The organism is Nonomuraea spiralis (assembly GCF_014648435.1).
Taxonomy (GTDB): domain Bacteria; phylum Actinomycetota; class Actinomycetes; order Streptosporangiales; family Streptosporangiaceae; genus Nonomuraea; species Nonomuraea spiralis.
The window spans coordinates 102,424-128,142 of the sequence record NZ_BMRC01000002.1 but is presented as its reverse complement, the minus strand read 5'-3'; the positions used below and the strand labels follow the sequence as shown (position 1 = coordinate 128,142).

24 protein-coding genes and 1 pseudogene are annotated in these 25,719 nt (G+C 72.4%); 17 read left to right on the top strand and 8 right to left on the bottom strand.

Annotation, left to right across the window (positions count from 1 at the left end; translation table 11 throughout):
- Position 1: 1 nt before the first annotated feature.
- Positions 2-802, bottom strand: a complete 801-nt coding sequence (locus IEZ27_RS04485; RefSeq protein WP_189646057.1) for a Nif3-like dinuclear metal center hexameric protein — start codon at positions 800-802, stop codon at positions 2-4.
- A 117-nt stretch (positions 803-919) separates the two neighbouring features.
- On the opposite strand from IEZ27_RS04485, the gene IEZ27_RS04480 reads away from it, so the two are divergent.
- The 10 genes and pseudogenes from IEZ27_RS04480 (at position 920) to IEZ27_RS04435 (ending at position 11,503) form a co-directional block, all read left to right on the top strand.
- A complete protein-coding gene (locus tag IEZ27_RS04480) occupies positions 920-2,383 on the top strand; it encodes a flavin-containing monooxygenase (protein ID WP_189646056.1) in 1,464 nt (487 codons plus the stop codon).
- 75 nt (positions 2,384-2,458) lie between these two features.
- Positions 2,459-3,487: a dipeptidase gene (locus IEZ27_RS04475; RefSeq protein WP_189646055.1), complete on the top strand. Its 1,029-nt coding sequence runs from the start codon at positions 2,459-2,461 to the stop codon at positions 3,485-3,487.
- Positions 3,484-4,545, top strand: a complete 1,062-nt coding sequence (locus IEZ27_RS04470) for a M20 family metallopeptidase (protein WP_189646054.1) — start codon at positions 3,484-3,486, stop codon at positions 4,543-4,545. The genes IEZ27_RS04475 and IEZ27_RS04470 overlap by 4 nt, the downstream gene beginning before the upstream one ends.
- A 134-nt stretch (positions 4,546-4,679) precedes the next feature.
- Complete coding sequence (locus IEZ27_RS04465; protein WP_185845217.1) at positions 4,680-5,093, top strand: SSI family serine proteinase inhibitor; 414 nt, start codon at positions 4,680-4,682, stop codon at positions 5,091-5,093.
- 76 nt (positions 5,094-5,169) lie between these two features.
- The gene (locus tag IEZ27_RS04460; RefSeq protein ID WP_189646053.1) at positions 5,170-5,958 is read left to right on the top strand and encodes a GNAT family N-acetyltransferase; all 789 of its coding nucleotides are present in this window, start codon (positions 5,170-5,172) and stop codon (positions 5,956-5,958) included.
- Positions 5,959-6,019: 61 nt separating this feature from the next.
- Positions 6,020-7,456 (top strand): Nramp family divalent metal transporter, encoded by a 1,437-nt coding sequence (locus IEZ27_RS04455; RefSeq protein WP_189646052.1) that lies wholly within the window; start codon positions 6,020-6,022, stop codon positions 7,454-7,456.
- A 39-nt stretch (positions 7,457-7,495) separates the two neighbouring features.
- A pseudogene (locus IEZ27_RS55450) lies at positions 7,496-8,461 on the top strand (zinc-binding dehydrogenase); the annotation flags it as partial.
- Between the two features lie 12 nt (positions 8,462-8,473).
- Positions 8,474-9,367, top strand: a complete 894-nt coding sequence (locus tag IEZ27_RS55445) for an NADP-dependent oxidoreductase (protein WP_189646477.1) — start codon at positions 8,474-8,476, stop codon at positions 9,365-9,367.
- A gap of 16 nt (positions 9,368-9,383) precedes the next feature.
- Positions 9,384-10,343, top strand: coding sequence for a helix-turn-helix transcriptional regulator (locus IEZ27_RS04440; RefSeq protein ID WP_125640187.1), 960 nt, complete (start codon positions 9,384-9,386; stop codon positions 10,341-10,343).
- Positions 10,344-10,378: 35 nt separating this feature from the next.
- Positions 10,379-11,503: a C45 family autoproteolytic acyltransferase/hydolase gene (locus tag IEZ27_RS04435; protein ID WP_229823238.1), complete on the top strand. Its 1,125-nt coding sequence runs from the start codon at positions 10,379-10,381 to the stop codon at positions 11,501-11,503.
- Here IEZ27_RS04435 and IEZ27_RS04430 read toward each other — a convergent pair.
- The 3 genes from IEZ27_RS04430 to IEZ27_RS04420 are packed head-to-tail and all read right to left on the bottom strand — an operon-like array spanning position 11,464 to position 15,179.
- Entirely contained in the window at positions 11,464-12,972 is a 1,509-nt protein-coding gene (locus tag IEZ27_RS04430; RefSeq protein WP_189646051.1) for an AMP-binding protein, read from the bottom strand. The two genes, IEZ27_RS04435 and IEZ27_RS04430, sit on opposite strands and share 40 nt — an antisense overlap.
- Positions 12,973-14,016 carry an acyl-CoA dehydrogenase family protein gene (locus tag IEZ27_RS04425; RefSeq protein ID WP_189646050.1) on the bottom strand — a complete coding sequence of 348 codons (1,044 nt, stop codon included), beginning with the start codon at positions 14,014-14,016 and terminating at the stop codon, positions 12,973-12,975.
- Entirely contained in the window at positions 14,013-15,179 is a 1,167-nt protein-coding gene (locus IEZ27_RS04420; RefSeq protein ID WP_189646049.1) for an acyl-CoA dehydrogenase family protein, read from the bottom strand. The genes IEZ27_RS04425 and IEZ27_RS04420 overlap by 4 nt, the downstream gene beginning before the upstream one ends.
- Positions 15,180-15,338: 159 nt before the next feature.
- On the opposite strand from IEZ27_RS04420, the gene IEZ27_RS04415 reads away from it, so the two are divergent.
- From IEZ27_RS04415 to IEZ27_RS04400, 4 genes are all read left to right on the top strand, one after another.
- Positions 15,339-16,694, top strand: coding sequence for a sensor histidine kinase (locus tag IEZ27_RS04415; RefSeq protein WP_189646048.1), 1,356 nt, complete (start codon positions 15,339-15,341; stop codon positions 16,692-16,694).
- A gap of 11 nt (positions 16,695-16,705) precedes the next feature.
- A complete protein-coding gene (locus tag IEZ27_RS04410) occupies positions 16,706-17,305 on the top strand; it encodes a TetR/AcrR family transcriptional regulator (protein WP_189646047.1) in 600 nt (199 codons plus the stop codon).
- Positions 17,306-17,374: 69 nt separating this feature from the next.
- Positions 17,375-18,349: an AurF N-oxygenase family protein gene (locus IEZ27_RS04405; RefSeq protein WP_189646046.1), complete on the top strand. Its 975-nt coding sequence runs from the start codon at positions 17,375-17,377 to the stop codon at positions 18,347-18,349.
- Between the two features lie 41 nt (positions 18,350-18,390).
- Entirely contained in the window at positions 18,391-19,188 is a 798-nt protein-coding gene (locus IEZ27_RS04400; RefSeq protein WP_189646045.1) for an SDR family NAD(P)-dependent oxidoreductase, read from the top strand.
- A gap of 75 nt (positions 19,189-19,263) precedes the next feature.
- On the opposite strand, the gene IEZ27_RS04395 is transcribed toward IEZ27_RS04400, so the two are convergent.
- Positions 19,264-20,040, bottom strand: a complete 777-nt coding sequence (locus IEZ27_RS04395) for a class I SAM-dependent methyltransferase (RefSeq protein ID WP_189646044.1) — start codon at positions 20,038-20,040, stop codon at positions 19,264-19,266.
- Positions 20,041-20,091: 51 nt separating this feature from the next.
- Here IEZ27_RS04395 and IEZ27_RS04390 point away from each other — a divergent pair, with 51 nt between their 5' ends.
- Together IEZ27_RS04390 and IEZ27_RS04385 are read left to right on the top strand one after the other, a co-directional pair.
- On the top strand, positions 20,092-20,772 hold the full coding sequence (locus IEZ27_RS04390; RefSeq protein WP_189646043.1) for a copper resistance CopC family protein: 681 nt from the start codon (positions 20,092-20,094) through the stop codon (positions 20,770-20,772).
- A complete protein-coding gene (locus tag IEZ27_RS04385) occupies positions 20,769-21,818 on the top strand; it encodes a CopD family protein (RefSeq protein WP_189646042.1) in 1,050 nt (349 codons plus the stop codon). The genes IEZ27_RS04390 and IEZ27_RS04385 overlap by 4 nt, the downstream gene beginning before the upstream one ends.
- Here IEZ27_RS04385 and IEZ27_RS04380 read toward each other — a convergent pair.
- Genes IEZ27_RS04380 through IEZ27_RS04370 form a run of 3 tightly spaced genes read right to left on the bottom strand, consistent with a single transcriptional unit; the run spans position 21,776 to position 25,053 of the window.
- The gene (locus IEZ27_RS04380; RefSeq protein WP_229823236.1) at positions 21,776-22,960 is read right to left on the bottom strand and encodes a hypothetical protein; all 1,185 of its coding nucleotides are present in this window, start codon (positions 22,958-22,960) and stop codon (positions 21,776-21,778) included. The two genes, IEZ27_RS04385 and IEZ27_RS04380, sit on opposite strands and share 43 nt — an antisense overlap.
- Positions 22,961-23,003: 43 nt before the next feature.
- Entirely contained in the window at positions 23,004-23,801 is a 798-nt protein-coding gene (locus IEZ27_RS04375; RefSeq protein WP_189646041.1) for a class I SAM-dependent methyltransferase, read from the bottom strand.
- Positions 23,802-23,811: 10 nt separating this feature from the next.
- Entirely contained in the window at positions 23,812-25,053 is a 1,242-nt protein-coding gene (locus IEZ27_RS04370; protein WP_229823554.1) for a cytochrome P450, read from the bottom strand.
- A 202-nt stretch (positions 25,054-25,255) separates the two neighbouring features.
- On the opposite strand from IEZ27_RS04370, the gene IEZ27_RS04365 reads away from it, so the two are divergent.
- Positions 25,256-25,663, top strand: coding sequence for a PaaI family thioesterase (locus IEZ27_RS04365; protein WP_229823234.1), 408 nt, complete (start codon positions 25,256-25,258; stop codon positions 25,661-25,663).
- The last annotated feature ends 56 nt before the right edge of the window (positions 25,664-25,719 follow it).

Genomic DNA, 25,719 nt, shown 5'->3' with positions numbered 1-25,719 from the left:
ATCAATATCCTCTTGTCCAAGCATCGGTGACCGTGGCGGAGACGCGCGTTTCAACGGTAACGCCACTGGAGTGCAGGATGGACGCCGCGCTGTCGAGCCAGGGCCACTCGGTGGCCCAGTGGGCGGCGTCGATCAGGGCCGGGCCGCCCGACTCGACGAACTCGCTGGCCGGGTGGTGGCGCAGGTCCGCGGTGAGGAACACGTCGACGGCCGCCGCCTTGGCCGTGGCGAGCAGCGAGTCGCCCGCGCCTCCGCTGACCGCGACGCGCGTGACGGGACGCGCGAGGTCGCCCGCCACGCGCAGGCCGCCGGAGGTGCGCGGCAGCCCCTTGGCCGCCCGCGCGGCGAACTCGCCGAGCGTCGTGGGCTCGGGCAGCTCGCCGACGCGGCCCAGGCCGCGCCAGGGGTCGTCGGGGAAGGGCTGGAGCGGTACGAGGTCGCCGGTCAGGCCCACGGCCCTGGCCAGGGCGTCGGACACGCCGGGATTGGCGGTGTCGGCGTTGGTGTGGGCGGTGTAGAGGGCGACGTCGTGCTTGATCAGCCGGTGGATCAGGCGGCCCTTGGGGGTCGTCGCGGCCACGCTCGTTGTGCCGCGCAGGTAGAGCGGGTGGTGGGTGACGATCAGGTCGGCGCCCCAGTCGAGGGCCTCCTCGGCGACGACCGCGACCGGGTCGACGGCGAACAGCACCTTGTGCACCCGTTCGGCGGGGTCGCCGCAGACCAGCCCCACCGCGTCCCAGGACTCGGCCCGGGCGGGCGGGTAGGCCGCCTCGAGCACCTCGATCACGTCAGTCAGCGTCACAGCAGCCACCTGCGCAGACTACCGGCCCGCGGGAGGGCGGCGCGGGGCGTGGCGAGGGGTGTCGTCAGAACCGCGTTCGGCGTACTGTAAGTGGATCCTGACTTCGCGGAGGACGGCATGGCACCAAGCGTCGCGATCATCGGAGCGGGCTTCGGCGGCCTGTGCATGGCGATCCGGCTGCGGCGGGCCGGCGTCGGGTCCTTCACGGTCTTCGAGAAGGCCGGCGACCTCGGCGGCACGTGGCGCGACAACAGTTATCCGGGCGCGGGCTGCGACATCCCCTCGCACCTGTACTCCTACTCGTTCGAGAAGTACGCGAGCTGGACCCGCCGCTACCCAGCCCAACCCGAAATCCTGGGCTATCTAGAACACTGCGCCGATAAATACGATGTCAGGCGAAAAATCCGCTTCGGCGCGGAAGTGCGGCGAGCGGTCTTCGACGGCCGCCGATGGCAGGTGACCAGCGTCCACGACGGCGCCGAACGTACCGAGGCGTTCGACGTGGTCGTCATGAGCGTGGGCCAGCTCAACCGCCCCCATCTTCCCGAGATCCCCGGCATGTCCGACTTCGAGGGCGTCTCGTTCCACTCGGCCCGCTGGGACCACGGCCACGACCTCACCGGCCGCCGCGTCGCCGTGATCGGCAGCGGCTCGTCGGCCGCCCAGCTCATCCCGCCCGTCGCCGAACGGGCCGCGCACCTCGACGTCTTCCAGCGCACGCCCAACTGGGTGATCCCCAAGCCCGACGCCACGTTCGGCCCGCTCGCCAGGCTGGCCTTCCACTACGTCCCCGGCCTCCAGCGGGCCTACCGCGAGTGGATCTACCGGTACGCCGAGGCCACCCTCTACCCGGCCCTGGCCGAGGGCTGGAGCGCCGCCCTGCTCAGGAAGCGTGCCCTGGCCCACCTGAACGCCCAGGTCCCCGACCCGGCCCTGCGGGCCAGGCTGACGCCCGGCTACCCGCCCGGCTGCAAGCGCGTCGTCATCGACAGCGCCTTCTACCCGGCGCTGACCAGGCCCGACGTGGACGTCGTCACCGACCCGATCGTACGGATCAGGCCGAAGGGCGTGGAGACCACCGAGGGCCTGCGCGAGGCCGACACGATCGTGTACGCCACCGGCTTCCGGAGCACGGAGTTCCTGGCCCCGATCGAGGTCACCGGCCTCGGCGGCCGGTCGCTGGCCGCCGAGTGGAGCGGCGGGGCGTACGCCTACCTCGGCATCTCGGTGCCGGACTTCCCCAACATGTTCCTGCTCTACGGCCCCAACACCAACCTCGGGCACAACTCCATCGTCCACATGATCGAGTGCCAGGTGAACCACGTCATGGCGTGCCTGCCCCGGGTGGCGGCGGAGGGCCCGATCGAGGTGCGGCCCGAGGCGATGGCGGCCTGGAACCGGCAGCTCGACGCCGCCATGGCCCGCATGGTGTGGGGCGAGGGTTGCCGGAGTTGGTACAAGACGGCCGAGGGGCGGGTCACGAACAACTGGCCCGGCCGCACGACGCTCTACCGGCGACTGACCGCCAGATCGCCGCGCGGGGCGTACCGGACGGTCGCGGCGTCGCCGTCTTCGGCGTAATGGACAAGAAGCCGGCCGAAAATCTCACTCGGGGCGCATTGGTGCAGGTCCGGCCCGCGCGATAGCGTCCATCGCATGACGCTTCCCCTGCATCGGCGTGCCGTCGTGGCCGACACCCACAATGATCTGCTCATGGCGGTCTCCGCCCGGCCGCCCCAGCAGTGGGCCTCCTTCTTCCGTGAGCGCTGGCTGCCCCAGCTCGTGGAGGGCGGGGTCGATCTGCAGGTCCTGCCGGTCTTCATCGACGACCAGTACCGGCCCGAGGGCGCGCTGCGGCAGACCCTGCGGATGATCGAGTGCGGCCATGTGATCGCGGAGGGCAATCCCGACGCCGTCCGGCTGTGCCTCGACGCCTCGGCGATCGACGCGGCGCTGGAGGAGGGCAAGATCGCCCTGGTGCTCGCGCTGGAGAGCATGCCGGGGCTCGACGAGAGCGTGGAGCTGATCTCGACCGTCCACCGGCTGGGGGTGCGGGTGGCCTCGATCGCGCACTTCGGCCGTACGCCGCTGGCCGACGGCAGCGCCGAGGACGCCACGGGCAGCGGCCTGACCAGCCGCGGCGTGGCCGCCCTGCGTGAGATGGAGCGCCTCGGCATGGTGTTCGACATCTCGCACCTCGGCGCGTCGGGCGTGGCCCACGTGCTGGAGCTGGCCACCAAGCCGGTGATGGCGACCCACTCCGCGGCCCGCGCGCTGCGCGACCACCACCGCAACCTCACCGACGACCAGCTCCGCGCGGTCGCCGCCACAGGCGGCGTCGTCTGCGTCAACTTCTTCGCGCCCTTCCTGGCCGAGCGCACCGAGGACATGACGCTCGACCGCCTGCTCGACCACATCGAGCACGTCGCGCAGGTGGCCGGCATCGACCACGTGGGGCTCGGCCCCGACTTCATCCGCGAGGTCATGGACGACCTGACGCCTCCGTGCTGCGAGGACGTCCAGCCCCGCGACGTCGATCCCAAGGCGTCGATCCCCGGCCTGGAGGGGCCCTCGGGGCTGCCCATGGTCACCGAGGGCCTGCTCGCCCGCGGCCTGCCGGAGAAGGACGTCACCAAGATCATCGGCGGGAACGTGCACCGGTTCCTCGGAGAGCGGCTGGCATGATCGAGGATCTGGAGGAGCTGGTCCTGTGCGAGTCGTTCTCGCGTGACCTGGAGGCCGTGGCCCGCAGCGCCGAGGTCGTGGCCGAGATGGGCGCCCGCCATCTGGGGACGCGGCCGGAGTTCCTGGTGATCGACGGCGTCACCCATCTGCGCTGGACGTTCGGCACGCCGCGGGTGCTGCTGCTCGGCCACCACGACACCGTCTGGCCGATCGGCACCCTGGCCACCCACCCGTGGTCGGTCGTCGACGGGGTGGCGCGCGGGCCGGGCGTGTTCGACATGAAGGCCGGGCTGGTGCAGACCTTCCACGCACTGGCCGGGCTCGGCTCGCTCGACGGCGTCACGCTGCTGATCACCGGTGACGAGGAGCTGGGTTCGATCACCTCCGCGCCGCTGATCGCGGACACCGCGCGCGGGCTGGCCGCCACGTTCGTCATGGAGGCCAGCGCCGACGGCGGCGCGCTGAAGACGTCCCGCAAGGGCACGTCCATGTACACGCTGCGGGTGCGCGGCAAGGCCGCGCACGCCGGGCTGGAGCCGGAGAAGGGCGCGAACGCGGGCGTCGAGCTGGCGCACCAGATCCTGGCCATCGCCGCGCTCGGGGCGGGCGACACCACGGTCACCCCGACGGTGTTGCAGGGCGGGACCACACTCAACACCGTGCCGGCCGAGGCGCGGGTGGGCGTGGACGTACGGGCGAGCACGGTGGCCGAGCAGGAACGCGTGGACGCCGCGATGCGCGCGCTGGCCCCGGCGGTGCCCGGCACGCGGCTGGAGGTCGAAGGGGGCCCCAACCGGCCGCCACTCGAAGCCGCGATGTCGGCCTCCCTCTACGCCCTGGCGCAGGACCTGGCCGAGCGGCTGGACGTGGGCCCGCTGACCTGCGCGGCGGTCGGCGGCGCCTCCGACGGGAACTTCACGGCGGGGGCCGGCTGCCCGACGCTCGACGGCCTGGGGGCCGTGGGCGGCGGCGCGCACGCCGACCACGAGCACGTCGTGGTCGCCGAGATGCCGCGCCGGACCGCCCTGCTCCGCGCCCTCGTGGAGGCGGTGCGCTGACCCCGGCGGCACGCCCCCGCGGCGGACAGCATTCTGTCACTCCTTCACCAGTGGTACCTGTACGGTGACTCCTTGTAGTCATGTGTGGTGCGTCGCCCCTCCTCGGGGCACGCCCGTTGACCAGGGAGGTTCCCATGACATTCATGCTGACCGCCACTCGCCGGACGACCGCGCTCGCCCTGTGCGCGGCCGCCGCGCTCGCCGTCCCGTTCTGGGCGGCTCCGGCCGGCGCCGCCGTCGCCGACGAGCCCGGCGTGCTGCTGTTCATCACCGTCACACCCAGCCAAGGCGGCGGCGCGTACTCGATGAGACTCACCTGCGACCCCGACGGCGGCACGCACCCGCGCCCCCGCTCGGCCTGCGAGGCGCTGCACGAGGTCGACGGCGAGATCAAGGACCTCGACGTCGACCCCGGCGCGTGCCCGCGCAACTACAGCCCGGTCGACGTTCGCGTCAAGGGCCACTGGTACGGCCGCACGACGTCGTACGCCAAGAAGTTCTCCAACGACTGCGAGATGGAACGCACACTCGGACCGCTGGTGAAATGAGCCCCGGCCGTTCCTGACACGCCTGTCCGCGCTCCGCGGGCAGGCGTTTCGCCGTCGGGCGTGCATAAATGGTGGCATGACGAGCCGGGAGGAGGCCGCCGTGGCGGCGGCCAAGAGTGGTGTGGTGATCCGCGAGTTGCACGAGATCGGCGAGTTCACGCAGGTCTACCGGCTCTTCGAGGAGATCTGGCGGCCTGATCCGGGCAACGCGCCCGTCTCGGTCGAGATGATGATCGGGTTCGCCCACACCGGCAACTACGTGGCCGGGGCGTACGAGGGCGAGGTGCTGGTGGGGGCCTCGGTGGGCTACCGCGCGGCGGGCGGCTCGCTGCACTCCCACGTGACGGGGGCGGCGATCGGCCGCGGCATCGGCTACGCGCTGAAGCTGCACCAGCGGGCCTGGTGCCTGGGACGCGGGCTGGATCGCATCACCTGGACGTTCGACCCGCTGGTCCGCCGCAACGCCCGCTTCAACCTGGTCAAGCTGGGCGCCCGCCCCGAGGAGTACCTGCGCGACTTCTACGGCGTGATGGCCGACGCGATCAACGAGGGCGACTCCTCCGACCGCCTGCTGGCGGTGTGGCCGCTGGACGAACGGCCGGTCGAGGCACGCTCGGAGCCGGCGGAGGGCCGCGTCCGGGTGCTGGAGGAGGCCGGCCCCGGCCCGGTCGAGCGGCCCGCCGACGCGGACGTGGTGCTGGTGGGCACGCCGCACGACGTCGAACGGCTGCGCCGGGAGGATCCGGCGGCGGCCAGGGCCTGGCGGGCCGCGGTACGGAAGGTGCTCGGGGGGCTCATGGAGGCCGGCGGGCGGGTGGACGGGTTCACCGACCGGGGCGACTACGTGGTGAGCCTGACAGGCTAGTTCACCGCGGTCACGGATCTGCGTAACGTGACGGTACGGGAAGCCGAACAAGGAGATCCGCATGACGGGTTTCACCCCCACCGTCCCCGCGCGAGTCCTGCCGTCCGTCACCGTCCGCGACCTGCCCGAGCCTCCCCGTTCGACCTGGCGGGTCATCGGCCCTGGGCTGGTCGGCGCGGGGGTGGGGCTGGCGTCCGGCGAGTTCATCCTCTGGCCGTACATCGCCTCCCAGGTGGGGCTGGTGTTCGTCTGGGGGGCGGCGGTCGGCATCGTCACCCAGTGGTTCCTGAACATGGAGATCGAGCGGTACACACTGGCCACCGGCGAGACCGCGCTGACCGGGTTCAGCCGGATGTGGAAGCACTGGGGGCTGGTCTTCGTCCTGATGACGCTGGCCTCGAACCTCTGGCCGGGCTGGGTGACCACGTCCGCGACGATGGTGACGTACCTGACCGGGTCCGGGGCGGGGGGCGTGCGGTGGATCGCGGCCGGCATGCTCCTCGTGATCGCGCTGGGCCTGACGCTGGCGCCGGTGATCTACACGGCCCTCGAACGGGTGATCTTCGTGAAGATCGCTCTGGTGGCCACGCTGGCCGTGGTCGCGATCCTGTTCGCGATCAACGCCGAGAGCTGGGTCGAGCTGGGCAAGGGGCTGACCGTCGGCGCCCGCTTCCCTGCCGGGGAGCTCGGGATCGCCGTGATCATGGGCGCCGTCGCGTACGCCGGGGCGGGCGGCGGCCAGAACCTGTGCCAGAGCAACTGGATCCGCGACAAGGGCTTCGGCATGGGTTCGTACGTCCCGCGCCTGGTCAGCCCGGTCACCGGCCAGGAGGAGGCGGCCGCCTCGACCGGGTTCCAGTTCGCGCCGACCGCGGACAACCTGGCGCGCTGGCGGCGGTGGTGGCGTTTCGCCAACGCCGAGCAGGGCGCCACGTTCGCGCTGGTGTCGTTCCTGACGATCGGGCTGATGTCGATGCTGGCCTACTCCACCGTGTTCGGGCGGCCGGAGATGGCGGGGCGGAACGACATCGGCTTCCTGAAGGTCGAGGGCGAGGTGCTGCGGGGCATGGTCGGTCCCTGGTTCGGGGTGCTGTTCTGGCTGGTCGGCGCGCTGGCGCTGTTCGCCTCGGCCATGGGCATCGTCGACTACACCTCGCGGCTGGCCTCGGACACGATCAAGACGGTCTACCTGCGCGACCGGTCCGTCTCGGTGAACCGGGTCTACTTCCTCACCGTCTGGGCGATGACGCTGGCCGGGATCGCGATCCTGCTGCTCGGGTTCGACCAGCCGCTGATCCTGCTGGTGTTCTCGGCGTGCTTCGCGGCGGTGATGATGTTCGTGTACTCGATCCTGCTGATCGTGCTCAACCGGCGGGCGCTGCCGGACGCGATCAAGGTGAGGTCGTACCGGCTGGGGGCGCTGGTCTGGTCGGTGGCGTTCTTCGGCACGCTGACCGTCCTGGTGGTCGTGCAGCAGGTGCAGAAGATGACCGGGTGAGTTGACCTCAAGTGGACTTGAGGTAGGACACTCGGCGGCATGGATGTCGTCGAGGTGACGCGGTTCGGTGGTCCTGAGGTGCTGCGGGTCAGGCGGGTGGACGATCCCGTCGCCGGGCCGGGGCAGGTGGTGGTCGGCGTCTCAGTGGCCGACGTGATGTCGCTGGACGCGCAGTTGCGTGCCGGGTGGGGGCAGGAGTGGTTTCCCCTCCGGCCGCCGTTCGTGCCGGGGACCGGGGTGGCCGGGCGGGTGTTGTCCGCCGGTGACGGGGTGGACCCGGCCTGGGTGGGACGGCGGGTCGCGGCCCTGGTGTCGTCCGGGTACGCCGAGCGGGTCGCGGTGGGCGTGGACACGCTCGTACCGGTGCCCGACGGGGTGAGCTCGTGGCTGGCGGCGGCGCTGCTCCAGGTCGGCCCGGCGGCGATCAGCCTGGTGGACGCGGCGGAGCTCAAGCCGAGGGCGCGGGTGCTGGTCACGGGGGCCGGCGGGGGGCTGGGCCTGCCGATCGTCCGGCTCGCGCGGGCGGCCGGCGCCCGGGTGACGGCCGCCGCCCACGGCCCGGCCAAGCGGGAGGCGGCGCTGGCGGCGGGCGCGGCCGAGGTGGTCGACTACCCGGCGCTGCGCGACCCGGGCTCCTGGTCCGCCCCGCCGCCGACGGGCGCGGAGGCCGGCGACGCGTTGGCGTTCGACGTGGTGTTCGACGGGGTCGGCGGGCAGGTGGGGGCCGACGCGTTCGCGTCGCTCGGCGCGGGTGGCGTGTTCTTCGCCTACGGGGTGCCGAGCGGTTCGACGGCCCTGGTGGACCCGGCGGAGGCGGCGCGGCGGGGCGTACGGCTGGTCGGCATGGAACAGGTGCAGTTCGCCCCCGAGGAGTTCCGGCGTCTGGCCGGGCGGGCCCTGGACATGGCGGCCGCGGGCGAGCTGACGACCGTCGTGGGCCTGGCCGTACCGCTCGACCGGGCCCGCGACGCGCACGCCGCGCTGGAGGCCCGCGAGCTGGTCGGCAAGGCGGTCCTGCTGGTCACCGCCCAGGCCGTGCGCTACCACGAGCACGGCGGCCCGGAGGTGCTGGAGCTGGCGGAGGTGCCGCTGCCCCAGCCTGGCCCCGGGCAGGTACGGGTGGCGGTCCGGGCGGCCGGGGTCAACGCCCTGGACTGGAAGCTGCGCGCCGGGTTCCACAGCCCGCCGCCGGACGGCCCCCAGGGCGTCGGGATCGAGCTGGCCGGCACGGTCGACGCGCTCGGCCCCGGCGTGACCGGCCTGGAGGTGGACCAGGCGGTGTTCGGGCAGGTCGCGCCGGGGGCGGCGGCCACGTACGCGCTGGCCGAGGCCGCTTCCCTGCGGCCCAAGCCGGAGCACCTGTCGTTCGTGGAGGCGGCCGCGCTGCCCGTGGCGCTGGAGACCGCCAACCGCGCCCTGGACGAGCTGGGCCTGCGCGCGGGCCGGACGCTGCTGATCCACGCGGTCGCCGGCGGCGTCGGCCTGGCCGCGGCGCAGCTCGCGCTGGCCCGCGGCGCCAAGGTGATCGGCACGGCCAGCGCAGGCCACCACGCCTTCCTGCGCGACCTCGGCGTCGTCCCCGTCACCTACGGGGACGGGCTGGAGGAGCGTCTGCCGGGGCCGGTCGACCTGGTGCTGGACGCCTCCGGGCGCGGCGAGGTCGAGCTGTCGGTCCGGCTCACCGGCGACCCGGGCAAAGTGCTCACCATCGCCGACCCCGTCGGCGCGGGCAGGCACGGCGTGCGGTTCTCGACGGGCAGCGGCGGGCCGTTCCCGGTGGACGTGCTGCCGCGTGTCCCGGTCGCGGAGGTGTTCCCGCTGGAGCGCGTGGCCGACGCCCACAGGCGCAGCCAGGACGGCCATTTCCTCGGCAAGCTCGTCCTGGACGCGGAAACGTCCTTGCCGCGATAGCGGGCAGACTGGGCGGATGCTGGAAACCTCCGCCCGCCTGCTCAAGCTGCTCTCGCTGCTCCAGGCGCACCGCGACTGGAGCGGCCCGGAGCTGGCCACCCGGCTGCGGGTCTCCACCCGGACGATCCGCAACGACGTCGAACGCCTGCGCTCGCTCGGCTACCCCGTGCACGCCACGCCCGGGGTGGCCGGCGGCTACCGGCTCGGCGCGGGGGCGGCGCTGCCTCCGCTGCTGCTCGACGACGAGGAGGCCGTGGCGGTCGCGGTCGGGCTCGGCCGGGCCGCGGGCGGCGGCGTGGAGGGCATCGAGGAGACCTCGGTACGCGCGCTGGCCAAGCTGGAGCAGGTCCTGCCCGCCCGGCTGCGGCGCAGGGTGCACGCGCTGAACGCCTACACCGTGCAGATCCAGGGGCCGGGCGCGGCGCCGGTCCGGCCCGAGGCGCTGACCGCGATCGCGAACGCCGCCCGCGACCACGAGCGCCTGCGCTTCGACTACACGGGCCACGACGGCTCGACGGCGGTGCGGAACGTGGAGCCGTACCGGCTGGCGCACCGGCGGGGGCGCTGGTACCTGGTGGGCTACGACGTCGAGCGCGACGACTGGCGCACGTTCCGGGTGGACCGGATGACGCCGCGGACGCCGACCGGCCCCCGGTTCACGCCGCGCGAGCTGCCCGGCGACGGCGACGTGGCCGCGTACGTGGAGAAGGGCGTCAGCACGGCGATGTGGCGCCACCGCGCGACGGTGCTGCTGCACGCGCCCGCCGAGCGGATCACCGCGCTGCGGCCCGGCCTGGAGGTCGAGCCGGCCGGCGAGGACGCCTGCCTGCTCAGGCTGGGCGGCGACGACCTCAACGGGATGGCGGTGTGGATCGGCTTCCTCGGCGTGGACTTCGAGGTGCTCGACCCGCCCGAGCTGGCCGAGACGATCCTCGGGCTGTCGGAACGCTACCAGCGGGCGGTCAGCGGACGGTAGGAGCCCGGTCAGCGGACGACGGCAGTCTCGACGGCATGAAGAAGAACATGACCTGCGTCGCGGGCGGCAAGGACGACTTCCAGCTCGTCACGCACCTCACCCTCACCGGCGGCCAGTTCGAGATCGGCCGCGCGCTGGCCGAGGAGGCCCGCCGGCTCGGCTGGTCGCCCCAGCGCGCCGACCCTGCCGTGATCAGGGCGAGGATGACCTGGTTCGAACGGAACTGGCCGCAGCACCACGCCCGCATGGACGGCGCGGCGGCGGCCCTCGGCCTCGACCCCGACCAGGACGAGCTGGCCCTCGACGGCTGGAACTACGTGCCCGTGGGCGGCGCCTGCTCGGCCCTGTGGTGCCCGCCGTCCGCCTCCGCCGACGGGCACGGGCGGGTGGGCCGCAACTACGACTTCTTCCTCCACACCACCAGCCAGATCACGGGACAACCGCCCCAGCCGGGTGAGCTGCCCATGGCCTCCCGGCCGTACGTGATCACCACCGTGCCCGACGACGGGCTCGCCTCGACCGTCATCACCATGAACGGCCTCGACGGCTGCATCGACGGGATCAACGAGGCCGGCCTGGCCGTCATGCTGCTGATCGCCGACACCGAGACCGCCACCCCGCCGCGGCTGGACGTCCCGCAGGTCGGGCTCGGCAGCCTGCAACTGCCCCGGTTCCTCATGGACACCTGCGAGACCGCGGCCCAGGCCAGGCAGGCGCTGCTGGGGGCCAAGCAGTACGACCTCGGCCTGCCGCTGCACTACCTGGTCGCCGACGCGCACGGCCAGGCGTTCGTGTGGGAGCGCGGCAGGGACGGCAGCGAGCACGTCGTCGAGTTCGGCGACGGCCCGCTGTGCGTCACCAACCACCTGCTGCACCGCCACCCCGACCCGATGGCCCTGCCCGCCGACACCCCGGAGAGCCTCGGCACGTACAGCAGGCTGCGCACCCTGTACGAGCGCAGCAAGGGCGCCACCATGTCCACCGGCGACCTGCGGGACAGCCTGCGCGCGGTCCGGCCGGAGGAGGGTCCCGCCCAGCCGTTCCGCACGCTGTGGACCACGGTCTTCGACACCGCCGACCGTACCCTGGCCACCCGCTTCTACCTGGGCGACGGGCGGGACTACAGCGAGGAGCTGGTCTTCCCCGCCTCCGCGAGGTAGCCCTCGCGCACCTTCGAGCGTGACAGCTTGCCGGTGGGCGTACGCGGGAGCCGGTCGCGGTACTCGACGACCTTCGGGTGCTTGAACCTGGCGATCCGCGGCCCGCAGTGTTCGAGCAGCTCGGCGGTGAGCGCGGGGCCCGGCTCGACGCCCTCGGCGGGCTGCACGAGGGCGACGACGTTGTGGCCCCACTCCTCGTCGGGCACGCCGATGACGGCCACGTCGGCCACCGCGGGATGCTCCAGCAGCGCGGCCTCGATCTCGGCGGGGTAGATGTTCACGCCACCGGAGACGATCAGGTCGGTGCGCCGGTCGCACAGGAACAGGTAGCCGTCCTCGTCGAGGTAGCCGATGTCGCCGGGGGTGTACCAGTCGCCCAGCATGCTGGCGGCCGTCTTGGCCGGGTCCTTGCGGTACTCGAAGGAGCCCATGGACGACTTGACGTAGATCATGCCGGGCTCGCCCGGTGGCAGGTCCGCGCCGTTCTCGTCGCAGATCCTGGCCTCGAACGTCGGCGCGGGGCGGCCCACCGTGCCGGGCCTGGCCAGCCAGTCGAGGGGTTTGACGGAGAAGGCGATGGCGGACTCGGTCGAGCCGTAGTACTCGTACAGCACCGGGCCCCACCAGTCCATGATCGCCTGTTTGACGGCGACCGGGCAGGCGGCGGCGGTGTGGATGACCTGGCGCAGGCTCGACACGTCGTACTTGGCCCGGACGTCCTCGGGGAGCTGGAGCATCCGGTGGAACATGGTCGGCACCATCATGGCGTTGGAGACGTGGTGGCGTTCGATCAGCTCCAGGATGTCGACCGGGTCGAACCTGGGCGTGATCACCACGGTGTGCCCGAGGTGCAGCGCGAACTGGGTGTGGGCACACGGCGCCGAGTGGTACATCGGCGAGGTCACCAGGTGCACGGCGTCGCCCGGCGTGAGGTCGACGACCTCGCCGAGGAACCAGACGTACAGCGGCACGATGGCCTCCGGCTCGGCGTCGGGCAGCCTGCGCTGCACGCCCTTGGGGAAGCCGGTGGTGCCGGAGGTGTACCACATGACCGCCCCGGCCGTACGTTCGGCGGGCGCCTCGACCGGCTGCCCCTCGGCCAGCCCGGACGTGCCGATCTCCCCGCCGGGCACGGCGTGCGCCGCGTCGGTGACCACGATCCCGGCGTCGCAGTCGGACAGGATGTAGGCCACCTCGGCCTCGGTGAGATGCCAGTTGATCGGCACGTAGTAGAGGCCGATCTGACCGGTCGCCATGAGCATGACGACGGCGTCGATGCCGTTGGGCAACACGCCCGCGACCACGTCGCCCTTGCCGAGCCCCCGGGCCCGCAGGCCGTGGGACACCTGGTTGACCCTGGCCAGCAGGTCGCCGTACGTGGTCTCGGAGCCGTCGGTGTCGATCACGGCGACGCGGCCCGGGTCGGCGGCGGCGATGGCGTAGAAGCCGGGAAGGCCGCTGATGTCCATCTACAACTCCAGGAGTTCGGCGAGACGGGCCCGGTGGATGCGGGGCGGGCCGAGCAGCACCTCGTCGGCCTTGGCCCGCTTGTAGAACAGGTGCGCGTCGTGCTCCCAGGTGAAACCGATGCCGCCGTGCAGGAGCAGGTGGTCGCGGGCGACCTCGAAGCAGGCGCGGCCCACGTACGCCTGGGCCAGGGCGGCGGCGCCGGGCAGCTCGCCGGGCGACTCGTCGGCGGCCCAGGCGGCGTACCTGACGATCGACTCGGCCTGTTCGAGTTTGCCGTGCATGTCGGCGAGCTTGTGCTTGACCCCCTGGTAGGAGCCGATGTAGCGGCCGAAGGCGACGCGGATCTTGGCGTAGGCGACGATGGCGTCCAGCGAGGCGCGCAGCACGCCCAGTTGCTCGGCGGCGAGCGCGACGCACAGCCGGTCGCCGATGCCGCTGCCCGCGGGCGGCCGGCCGAGCACCCGGGCGGGGGCATGTTCCAGGGTCACCCGCGCCTGGCCGCGCGTCAGGTCGAGCGTCTCCAGCGGGGTCCGCGTGACGCCGGGACCGGCCAGGTCGACGGCCACCAGCACCACGCCGCCAGGTCCGGGGGCGGGGTCGGGCGCGGGCGCGAGCAGCACGCCGGCCTCCGCGCCGGACAACACCCGCGGCAGCGTGCCGGTGACGGACGTGCCGTCGAAGGCGAGGTCCTGCTCGGGCTGGACGAGCGTGGCGGCGACTCGGCCCTCGGCGATGCCGCCCAGCAGCTCCTTGTCGGGCACCTGGGTGAGCGCGAGCGCGGCGAACTGGGTGGCGAGGAAGGGGCCGGGCAGCAGCGCGGCGCCGGTCTCCTCCAGGGCGACGGCGAGGTCGGCGAGCCCGGCCCCGGCGCCGCCGTACTCCTCGGGGACGATCAGGCCGGACAGGCCGAGCTCGCCGTTGAGCCGGGCGTACACCTGCGGGTCGTAGCCCTCGCGGGCCTTGCGGAGCGGCGCGGCGGCGCGCAGGAATCCGCGTACGGCCTCGCGGAGCTGCTGCTGTTCCTGGCTGAGTACGAGCTTCACCCCTGCGTCCCCACCTTCAGGTCCTTGAACGGCACGGTCTTGTCCATCCTCGGCTCCGGCGGCAGGCCGAGCACGCGGTCGCCGACGATGTTGCGCATGATCTCGTTGGTGCCGCCGCCCAGCGACATGCCGGGGGCCAGGGAGATCGCCCGGGACAGCGGGTGGTCGCCGACCACGGACTCGGGGCCGGTCAGCCGCGTGGCGAGGTCGGCCTGGAACATGGTCAGCTCGGCCAGCAGCAGCTTGGCGGCGCTGCCGCGGGCACCGGGGAAGATACCGGCCCTGGTCTCCTGGGCCAGGCGCTGGTTGAACAGCGCCAGGGCGCGGGTGCGGATGTGCAGTTCGACGAGCTGGTCGCGGACCAGCGGGTCATCGGTGTCGAGCGTCTCGCGCAGCGCCTCGAAGGTGGCCGGGTTGTCCTTCTGGCCGCCCATGCCGACACCGGCGGAGATCGACAGCCGCTCGTGCAGCAGGGTGGTGACGGCCACGCTCCAGCCGTCGTCGACCTCGCCCACCCGGTGCTCGTCGGGGATCGTCACGTTGTCGAAGAAGATCTCGTTGAAGTTGGCCCTGCCGGACATGTCCTTGAGCGGCCTGACCGTCACGCCCGGGTGGTGCATGTCCACCACGAACATGGTCAGGCCCCGGTGCTTGGGCACCTCGACGTCGGTACGGGCCAGCAGCAGGCCCCAGTCGGCGTGGTGGGCGACCGAGGTCCAGACCTTCTGGCCGTTGACGACCCAGGTGTCGCCGTCGCGTACGGCGCGGGTCTGGAGGCTGGCCACGTCGCTCCCGGCGCCCGGCTCGGAGAACAGCTGGCACCAGACCTCCTCCCCGCGCAGCAGCGGCCGGACGAAACGCTCGCGCTGCGCGTCGGTGCCCCGGTCCACCAGTGTCGGCCCGGTCATCCCGAGACCGATGGAGAAGACGTACGTGGGGAGGGTGTGGTCACGGGCCTCGGCGGCGAAGGCGCGCTCCTCGGCCTGCGTCAGGCCCTGGCCGCCCCACTGCCGTGGCCAGGTGATGCCGGAGTAGCCGGCGTCGTAGAGCCTGGCCATGAACTCCTTGGCGCGGGCGAGGGCGTCGGCCCCGGACTGATCGTCGGCCGGGACGTTGTCCCGCAGCCACTCAGCTGCGGCACGCCGATACTCTGCAAGGTCCACATCGACTCCTTGGCATCAGTGTTCACTTACTCTAGTCAGGTCGCGGCGGCCCGCATAGAGCAATGCTCTGGAGCGCGTTTCGGGCGTGTTTGCCGCTGAATCTCCACTAATTAGGGCCACCCCCGCCACCTGTGATCACCTGGTTCCGGGGGGGATGGCGTGAACGTGTTCAGGCGCTGGTCCGTACGGCGGCGGCTGACGCTGGCCGCCCTGCTGTGCGCGCTGGCCGGTTACGGCGCCACCGCGCTGTTCCTCACGCCGATCGTGCGCACGATGGTCACCGGTTTCGTCACCGAGGAGGCCGCGCGCGCCGCGCGCCGCATCGCCTTCGCCGTCGAGCGGGACGCCCCCGCCCGGCTGCGGCCCCTGTCCGCCGTCGAGGGCACCGACCTCGTCCAGGTCGTGGACGAGAGCGGCCGGATCCGGCAGTCCAGCGCCCGCCTGACCGGGCAGCCGCCGCTCACCTCCAGCGCGGCCGCCGGCGAGGACGTCCGCCTCGACACCGAGACCTGCACGAACCGCGTGCCCGGCGTCCGCTGCCTGATCACCGTGGGCTTCCGCGCCTACGTCGGCGGCACACGCTGGATGGTCTACGCCTACACCCCCGAACTCCCCTGGTACATCAGCCCCGCGTACGCGCTGACGGCCGCGCTCGGGGTGCTGCTGCTCTCCGCCCTCACGGCCTTCGTGGCCTGGCTGGCCGTACGCAAGGCGCTGGCCCCGGTCTCGGCGATCAAGGACGAACTGGCCGAGATCACCGCCACCGACCTCGGACGCCGGGTACCCAGGGGGGCGCACCGGGACGAGCTGGACGACCTCGCCCGTACCGTGAACGACACGCTCGACCGGCTCGAACACGCGGTGGAGCAGCAGCGCAGGTTCGCCTCCGACGCCTCCCACGACCTGCGCAGCCCGGTCGCGGCCATGCGGACGCAGGTCGAGGAGGCGATGCTCGCCCCCGAGGAGACCGACTGGCTCGGGACCGGCGAGCGGTTGCTCGGCAGCCTCGACCACCTCCAGAGCATCGTCGCCGACCTGCTGACCCTGGCCAGGCTGGAGGCCGGCGTGCCCGCCCTGCGCGAGCCGGTCGACCTCTCGGGGCTGGTGACCGACGAGCTGCGCCGCCGCCGGGAGGGCAAGCGGGTGGAGGCGCGCCTGCGCCTGGGCGTGGTGGTCGAGGGCGACGCGCTGCGGCTGTCCCGGCTGCTGGCGAACCTGCTCGACAACGCCGAGAGACACGCGGATACCATGATCACTGTGACTGTGGGTGAACAGGATGGGCAGGCGGTGCTGGAGGTGCTCGACGACGGCGCGGGCATCGTCCCCGACCAGCGCGAGGCCGTCTTCCGGCGGTTCACCCGGCTGGCCGCCTCGCGCCGCCGCGACGCCGGCGGCACCGGGCTCGGCCTGTCCATCGCCCGCGAGATCGCCGAGGCCCACGGGGGGACGCTCACCATCGAGCCTTCCGAACGCGGCGCCCGGTTTGTCCTACAAATACCGTTGATCAGTAGTTAGAGTTACTCGCTGTGACACCCGATTTCAGCCGATTAAGGCGCGAAGACCTCCTCAAGACGGCCTGCGAAGTGATCGCCGAGCAGGGGTTCGGGCACACCAGGACCCTCGACATCGCCCGGGCGGCGGGCGTCAGCCAGGCGTTGCTCTTCTATCACTTCGACACCAAGGACCGGCTGTTCGCGCAGGCGTTCGGCCATGCCGCCAGGCTGCACCTGGAGGCGCTGGCCTACATCGAGGACTCCGCGGCCGGCCCACTCGAACGGCTGCGGGCCCTGCTCAGGCGCTGTTCGCCGGCCACGCCCTCCGACGAGTGGCGGTTGTGGATCGACGCCTGGGCCGAGGCGATGCGCAGCTCCGAGCTGGAGGAGATCTCCCGGCGCATCGACGCGTGCGGCCGCTCGCTGCTGCGCTCGATCATCGAGGACGGCCTGCGCATGGGCGCGTTCGCCTGCGGCGACCCGGAGGACGCGGTCTGGCGGATCTTCGCGCTCATCGACGGCCTGGCGCTCCAGACGCACGTGCATCCCAAGGTGCTCTCCCGCCGCCGCGCCGCCACCCTCCTCCGTACGGCCGTCGCCGCCGAGCTGGGGGTGGCCGCCGAGAACCTGTGACCCGGGTCACTCTTCCGCGCCTATTGGATACTTCGTACAATTACTGGCGCGAGGAGAGGAGCACCCGCGATGACAACCGCACCGAGCTCTACCACCGCCGCGAACGACGAGAGGGCCGCCACCCGCGCCGCCTACGAAGCGGTCGTCGAACGCCTCTCGAAGGCGTCGGTCGACAAACACTGGGAGCCCTACCGCGACATCCCGTGGGACGACCCGGAGTTCCTGGTGGACCAGGCCGACCCGCGCTGGGAGTTGCCCGAGGTCGACAAACTGGGCGGCCACCCCTGGTACCGCACCCGCTCCCCCGAGGTACGCGCCAGGATCGGCCTGTGGCGGGTCGCCACCGCCATGAAGATCGGCCTGCAGTTCGAGAACCTGCTCAAACGCGGCCTGCTCAACTACGCCTACCGCCTGCCGAACGGCTCACCCGAGTTCCGGTACGTCTACCACGAGACCATCGAAGAGGGACATCACGGGATGATGTTCCAGGAGTTCGTGAACCGTACGAAGCTCCCCGTACGCGGCATGCCGGGCCCGCTGTCGCTGGTCGCCCAGGTCGCGCCGTGGATCCCGCTGATCTCCACCGAGCTGTTCTTCGTCTTCGTCCTGGGTGGCGAGGACCCGATCGACCACGTGCAGCGTAAGGTGCTGAAGGACGGCCAGGTCCACCACCCGCTGGAAGAGACCATCATGCGCATCCACATCGCGGAGGAGGCCAGGCACATCTCCTTCGCCCGCCACTACCTCCGCGACCGGGTGCCGCGCATGCCCCGCCACCGCCGGATGTTGCTGAGCGTGGTCTCGCCGGTCGTGCTCGGGGTGATGGCCCGCATCATGCTCGCGCCGCCCGGCCCGATGATCAGGCACTTCCGCATCCCGCCCGGCGTCGTGGCCGCGATCTACCGCGACAACCCGGCCGCCCGGCAGGAGATCCGCGACTCGGTCGGCCGGACGCGCGCGCTGTGCGCCGAGATCGGGCTGGTCAACGCCGTCAGCAGGAAGGTCTGGCAGGCCATGGGGATATGGGCGGAGCCTCGCCGGTGACGGCCCCCCGGTCCACAGGGAAGAGCACGGGAAAGTCCCGCGTGAGGACCGCCGTGGTGACCGGGGGCGCCTCCGGGATCGGCCGCGCGGTCGCGCGGGAGCTGCGGCGCAGGGGCGTGGCGGTCACGATCGCCGACGTGGACGAGACGGCGGGCAAGCAGGTGGCCGCCGACTTCGGGCTGGAGTTCGCCCGCCTCGACGTCACCGACGCCGGGGCCGTGGCCGCGCTGGTCACGCGGGTGAGGGCCGAGCGCGGGCGGCTCGACTTCATGTTCAACAACGCGGGCATCGCCGTCGGCGGCCGTACCCGTGAGCTGTCGCTCGACCACTGGGACCGGACGATCGACGTGAACCTGCGCGGCGTCGTCCACGGTGTGCGCGCCGCCTACCCGATCATGGCCGACCAGGGGTTCGGGCACATCGTCAACACCGCCTCGCTGGCGGGGCTGCTGCCGGCGCCGCTGATGTTGCCGTACACGGCGACCAAGCACGCCGTCGTCGGGCTCTCGCTGGCGTTGCGGGCCGAGGCGGCGGCGTACGGGGTGCGGGTGAGCGTGGTGTGCCCGGGGTTCACCGACACGCCGCTGCTCGACCACGCCAACCCCGGGCTGCCCCCGACCGAGCTGGCCGCGAACGCGAGAAGCGCGGCGGTGCGGGCGCAGGGGCGGCTCTACCCGGTGGACGCCCTGGCCGACGACATCCTGCGCGGGGTGGCGCGGAACAAGGCGCTGATCGTGGCGCCCGCCTCGGGGCGGGCCGCCTGGCGCGTGGCCCGGCTGTGGCCCGCGGCGGCCGTACGGGTGGCGGGTCTGGCGATCAGGCGCCTTCCCGGACGATGAGGTCACGGGCGGAGAAGCCGCGGGTGACCGGAACACCCGCGGCACAGGCAGCGGTCACCGGCCGTACGGTGCCGCTCAGGCGGCCCGGCTCGGGGCGGGGCGCCGGGCGAGGATGACCTCGGTCGTCGTCACCAGTTCCCAGCGTCCGGACGGGTCGGCGGCCAGCAGGGCGGCCCTGGCCGCCTCGACGAACGCGGGCAGCCGGTCGCCGAGCCTGGCCGGGGCCGTGTAGGAGTAGGAGAGCTGCAGGCCGAGCAGGGCGTCGAGGTCGTAGGCGAGGCGCTGCTCGTACCGGCCGGACTCCAGGTCGGAGAAGGGCGAGCGGGCCAGCACGTCGTGATGGTGCTCGCCGGTGTGCTGGAAGGAGCCCGCGGCCGTCCAGGTGCCGACGCCGAACTCCTCGCGTACCCGGCGCATGACCGGCTCCCACGGCTCCTCGCCCGGGTCGCGCGTGGGGCCGACCAGGGCGACGACGCCTCCCGGCGGCAGCAGTTCGTCCAGGTCGGCGAGCACCGCCCGCCGGTCCATCCAGTGGAAGGACCGGCCCATCACCACGTGGCCGAACGGCGGCAACTCGCGCAGCGTCGTCGAGTCGCCGCGCAGCCAGCGGAGGCCGGGCGCGCCCGCCGCCAGCCGCCGGCCCTCGGCCAGCATCTCCTCGTCGGGGTCGACGGCCAGGACCTCGCGTACCCGCCTGGCCAGCGGGATCGCGATCGTCCCCGGGCCGCAGCCGAGGTCGAGGACGACGCCGTCCGCGCCGAACGCACGGGCCAGGTGGTCGATGGCCGGATCGCCGTGTCCGGCCCGGTACTTGGCGTAGTACGGCGCCGCGCCGCCGAAGAGGTCCGTCATGGATGGGACCATATACAGGTTCCAGACTCGTTCGATGGAAGGTTTTGATCGGTGAGGCGGCTACTCACGGTCCTGTTGCTCGCGTGCGCCGCGGTCGGGTTCGCCCTTCCCGCGCAGGCGCACAACGTGCTGGTCGGCAGCGATCCGAAGGACGGCGCCGCGCTGTCCGCCTCGCCCGCGCGGGTGACGCTGGTGTTCGACCAGGCCGTGCGGCAGGGGTACGCGCAGGTGGGCGTGACGGGGGCCGACGGCTCCTCCTACGCCGACGGGACGGCCGAGGTGTCGGCCGAACGGGTCTCGGTCAAGGTCAAACCGCTGCCCGCGGGCGGCTCGTACGTGGTGGGCTACCGGATCCTGTCGTCCGACGGCCATCCGGTGACCGGCAGCATCAGCTTCAGCCTGGCCGCCTCCGCCACCGGGGTCTCGGCCGGCCAGAACGGCCAGACGGGGCAGACAGGGCAGACGGGGCAGACAGGGCAGACGGGGCAGAGCGACCAGGGGTCCAGCGCGGAGGCGGCCGAGGCGGCGGCCAACGGCGGGGCCGGCATGGCGGTCGTGTGGATCGTGGCCGCCCTGCTGCTCCTGGCCGCCGGCACCGCCGTCGCCCTCCGCCGCTCCACCCCCGCGCCCGCCGCGGAGGTCGAGGCCGGCGCGGAGGCCGAGGCCGGCGCGGAGGCCGAGGCGGCGGACGTCGAGGCCAGGGCGCGGCCCTCGGAGGGGACCCGGACGTGACCGCGACCGTTTCCTCCCGTTCCGGCGCCTCTCGTTCCGGTCAGCGGGCCGTCGGCGGGCGACTCGTCGCCGGGGCGTTCGTCGTGTGCGGGATCGTGTCCGCCGTGGCGGCGTCCACGCTCACGGCGCAGGAGTCCGTGCCGGGCATCCCCATGCCGGGGCCGGTCGTCGCCTACGGGCTTCCCGTCGTCAGGGTGCTGCTCGACCTCGCCGCCGTCGCCGTGGTCGGCCTCAGCCTCGTGCCCAAGCTGCTCGGCTTCGACGCCCCCGGCGCCACCGAGCCGGTCCTGCGCCGGGTGCGCCCGCTCGCCGTGCTGGCGGCCTGGACGTGGGCGATCTGCGCGCTGCTCACCATCGTGTTCCAGACGGCCGAGCTCAACCCGGGCCGCGTGCCCACGTTCGGCATGATCGCCTCCTACGTCGAGGACGTCGGCACCGGGCAGGGGCTGCTGTTCAGCGCGGCGTGCGCGCTGGCGGCGGCGGGCATCGGGCTGATGGCGGTGCGGTTCGGCGAGAAGGTGCCCGCGGAGCTGCGGATCATCGTGGCGCTGTTCGGGCTGCTGCCCATCCCGGTCACCGGGCACGCGGTCAACTCCGTGTGGCACGACCCCATCATGATCTCGATGGAGATCCACGTGATGGGCGCGGCGGCCTGGGCGGGCGGCCTGGCGGCCACGGCCGTGTTCGTCGCGCCGCACCCGGGCCTGCTGGCCGTGGCGCTGCCGAAGTTCTCCAGGATGGCCACCGTCTGCCTGCTCCTGGTCTCCCTGTCAGGGTTGATCACCGGGCTGGGCACGATGGCGCTCACGCCCGGCGTCGAACTCCCGGACGCGATCGTGACCAGCAATTACGGCATCCTCGTGGTGATCAAGACGGCGCTGGTGGCGCTGCTGGTGCCGCTGGCCGCCCACATCCGCTTCCGCCTGCTGCCGGTCATCCGCCGCGGCGGGGCCACCGCCCTGGTGAGCTGGACGGCGGCCGAGGTGGGCGTGATGGGGCTGGCCTACGGCGTGGCGGTGGCGATCACCCGGGCCTCGATCGGCTGAGCCCGGCGCTCGCGCCGCCCGGCGACCCACTCGGCGGCCAGCCAGACGGCCAGCAGGCCGAGTCCGGCCCAGAGGGCCGACGACGTGACCAGGGGCGGGGATCCGTACAGGCCGGTCTGGCCCTTGATCGCGCCGTAGACCGAGCCCATGACCGCGCTCTGGACGACCAGCGCGCCGTAGGCGCCGGCCGTCACCGCGGCCACGCCCACGACGGCGCGTACGGCCGGTACGCGCACCAGGAACGCGAGGTCCACCAGCAGCCCGGCCACCACGAAGAAGAACGGCACCGCCGACGGCGGGAAACCGCCGAAGGTGAGCAGCGGCCAGATCAGCGTGCGGAACCCCACGTACGCGCCCGCCACCAGCGTCGCCGCGCCGAACCGGCCGATCATCAGCCGGGCCGCCACCAGCACCGACAACACCGCCACCACGGCGTAGACCGGGTAGAGGTAGTCGGGCACGGGCAGGGTGAACCCGCTCATCATGACCCGGTCGATCGGCCGGCCCATCTGGTCGGCGGCGAAGCGCAGCAGGATCGGCTCGGCGTAGGTCGCGTGGTTGTCCCAGGCGCCCAGCGAGAGCACGCCGTACTCCTGGTGCTGCTCGGGGAAGTGCATGTTCTCCAGGAAGAACGCGAAGAACGCGCCCAGCACGACCGTGCGCTCCCGGCCGGGGGGCGCACCCATGAACCAGCCGCGGATCACCCCCGCGATCATGAAGAACGTTCCAACGTAGAGCATGATGTGCGACGGGCTCCACGAGGTGATGTCGAGCCCGTTGACGCGGTGGTTGATCAGGTCGAGCGGCACCGCGACCAGGAAGATCCCGGTGCCCCACTGGATGAGCCGGAGCGCCGCCTTGTCCACCCCGTAGCCGGTGTAGCCGTGGACCACGGTCAGGACGACGACGAGCGCGGTGCCGGCGGAGTTGAGCAGGTGGGGCGGGGCGAGGTCGTCGCGCAGCCACTTGAAGTGCCACGAGACGTCCCACGCCGAGCCGAGGAGCTTGAGCGTGAGCGCCACCAGCCATCCGAAGTAGAGCACCCGGAACAGGTCTTGCGGCGTCTCGCGCCCCGCCTGGCCTCTGGTCCAGTACGGCAAGGCCCACGCTGCGGCCTTCTTGAACGATGCTGGTGACTTCACGGCGCAAATCTTACGGTCATCCAGCCCATCGGTCTCAGATGTACTATTTGTACGGCTTTGTCGCTCGCAGTGAATACATGAGCGGCATCCGCGGCGCCCCCTCCGGGAGCCGGTACGCCGAACCGTCGGCGACCAGCGTGGCGAAGCGCGGGAACAGCGTGTGGTCGTGCTCGTGCAGGAAGTCCAGCCGCAGCCCGGCCGCCGCCACCGCGCTGACGACCTCGCCGAGGCCGTGCTGGAACTGCACGGAGGTCGGGTGGTCGAGCTCGCCGCTGCCGGTGTAGCTGTGGACGTCCTCCCAGACGTGGGGGCCGCGCGCGAAGTAGTCATAGGTGACGGTCGTACCGGTCTCGTCGTCGAGGACGTCGGCGACAGGGTGGAACTCGGCCAGGTAGAGGAAACCGCCCGGGGCCAGCAGCGAGGCCACCGTGGCCGCCCAGCGGGCCAGGTCGGGCAGCCAGACCAGGGCGCCGACCCCGGTGTAGACGATGTCGTACGTCCGGCCGCCCAGCGCCCGCGCGGCGTCATAGACGTCGGCGGTGACGAACGTGGCCGGGATCCCGCAGTCCGCCGCGATCGCCCTGGCCTCCTCGACGGCCGCCTCGGAGAAGTCGAGCCCGGTCACCTCCGCGCCGCGCCTGGCCCAGGCCAGGGTGTCGAGGCCGAAGTGACACTGCAGGTGCGCGAGCCGGCGTCCGGCCACCTCGCCGACCTCGGCCAGCTCGAACGGCCGCAGCGGGTCGTGCCCCTTCCTGAACCCCTCGACGTCGTAGAAGTCGCTGCCGACGTGGACGGGGACCCGCGCGTTCCAGTTGGCCCTGTTGATCTCCAGGTAGTCCATGCGGGCGAGCCTAGAGGAGGCGTCGGGCCAGGCGTACCGGGAGGTGTTTGAGCCCGTTCTGGAAGTTAGAGGTCAGGCGTACCGGGGTTCCGGCGGGCTCGACGTCCCAGGCGAGCAGCTCGCCGAAGACCGCGCGGAGCTGGACGCGGGCGAGGTGGGCGCCGAGGCAGAAGTGCGGGCCGAAACCGAAGCTGACGTGGTCGTTGGGGGTACGGGCGACGTCGAAGCGGTCGGGGTCGGCGAAGACGGCGGGGTCGCGGTTGGCCGAGGCGTGGTAGACGACCACCTTCTCGCCCGCCTGGACGCGCCGGCCGCCGAGCGTGAGGTCGCGGGTGGCCGTACGGCGGAAGTCCATCACCGGGGGCCAGTAGCGCAACATCTCCTCGACCGCGGACTCCAGCAGCGACGGGTCGGCGCGCAGCCGTTCCAGCTCGGCGGGGTGCTCCAGCAGGGTGAGCAGGCCGCCGGGGATGCCGTTGCGCAGGGTCTCGTTGCCGGCGACGGCGAACAGGAAGAACATGTTCTCGAACTCGGCCTCGGTCAGGCCGCCCTCTCGCATCGCCGACATGACGGACTCGCGCGGGGTGTCGGCCAAGGTGTGGGCATAGGCGAACATGTCGGCCAGCGCGGCCCTGGACCTGGGGTTCATGCCCGGCTTGAGCTCGGGACGGGCGGCGACCGCCAGACGGCCCACGGGGGTCAGGGACTCGACCTCGGCCGTGGACAGGCCGGCGTAGTCGTCGTCCTGGTAGCCGATCACGCGGGAGGCCCAGTCGTACAGCAGCCGCCTGTCCTGCTCGGGCACGCCCATCACGTGGGCCAGCGTCCAGACGGGCAGGTCGGCGGCCACCTCGACGAAGTCGCACTCGCCCGCCGCGAGCAGCGCCGCCACCCGGTCCCTGATCGTGCGTTCCAGGGCGCGGACGGCGCGCGGTGTGAAGGCGGCGGCCACGATCCGGCGCAGCCTGGAGTGGTCCGGCGGGTCCATGTTGAGCATCATCGACCGGACGAACTCCAGGTCGGCGGGCGTGTCGGGGTCGCGGATCTGGGTGGCGCCGAGGTGCGAGGAGAAGTCCTCGGGGCTGCGCAGCACGCGCTTGACGTCGGCGTGCCGGAACACCGCCCAGTATCCGGGCCCCTCCCGCCACGGGCCGACGGCCGGCTCAGGGATCCAGCAGACGGGACTCTCCCGGCGAAGCCGGGCGTACAGGTCATAGGGGACGGCCGCCGCATAGGTGGACGGCAAAAACACCCCCACCACATCACCACGCCCCTGCCCAGTCCGCTCCCCCGCAGGCCCTCCGCCCGTCTCCCCGGCCCGCCCCTTCGAAGGACCTTCGCCCCGTACGCCGGTGGGGGCTTGCGTGGGGTGGTTCGTTCGCTCCCCCGCCGGCTTGTCCACAGGACGCTCGCTCCGCTCCTCCGCCATGCCCACCAGCGTGCATGATGAGCGCGTGACTCCAGAAGACGCAGAGGCGATTCTCCGGCAATACTTCGCTCCCTGGATCCAGGAGCTCGGGCTGCGGGTCGAGGAGGTGGGCGAGCGCCATGCCGTCGTCCGGCTCCCCTGGTCCGGCGCCCTGGCCAGGGAAGGCGGCGGGCTGTGCGGCCAGGCGATGATGGCCGCCGCCGACACCGCCACGGTCATCGCGATCTCCTCGGCCAGAGGCGGGTTCGTGCCGATGACGACCGTGCAGCAGTCGACCACGTTCCAGCGGCCGGTGATGGGCCGCGACGTGCTGCTCGACGTACGCATCACCAAGCTCGGCCGCTCCCTGGCCTTCTCGGAGGTCACGCTGACCCCCGAAGGCGACGGCGACCCGGCCGCGCACTCCTCGACGGTCTACGCGATCCTCGGCTGATGCCCGCCCCGCGACGGCCGTCTCAGGGATCTCTCAGGTGCGGAAAGTAGGCTCAC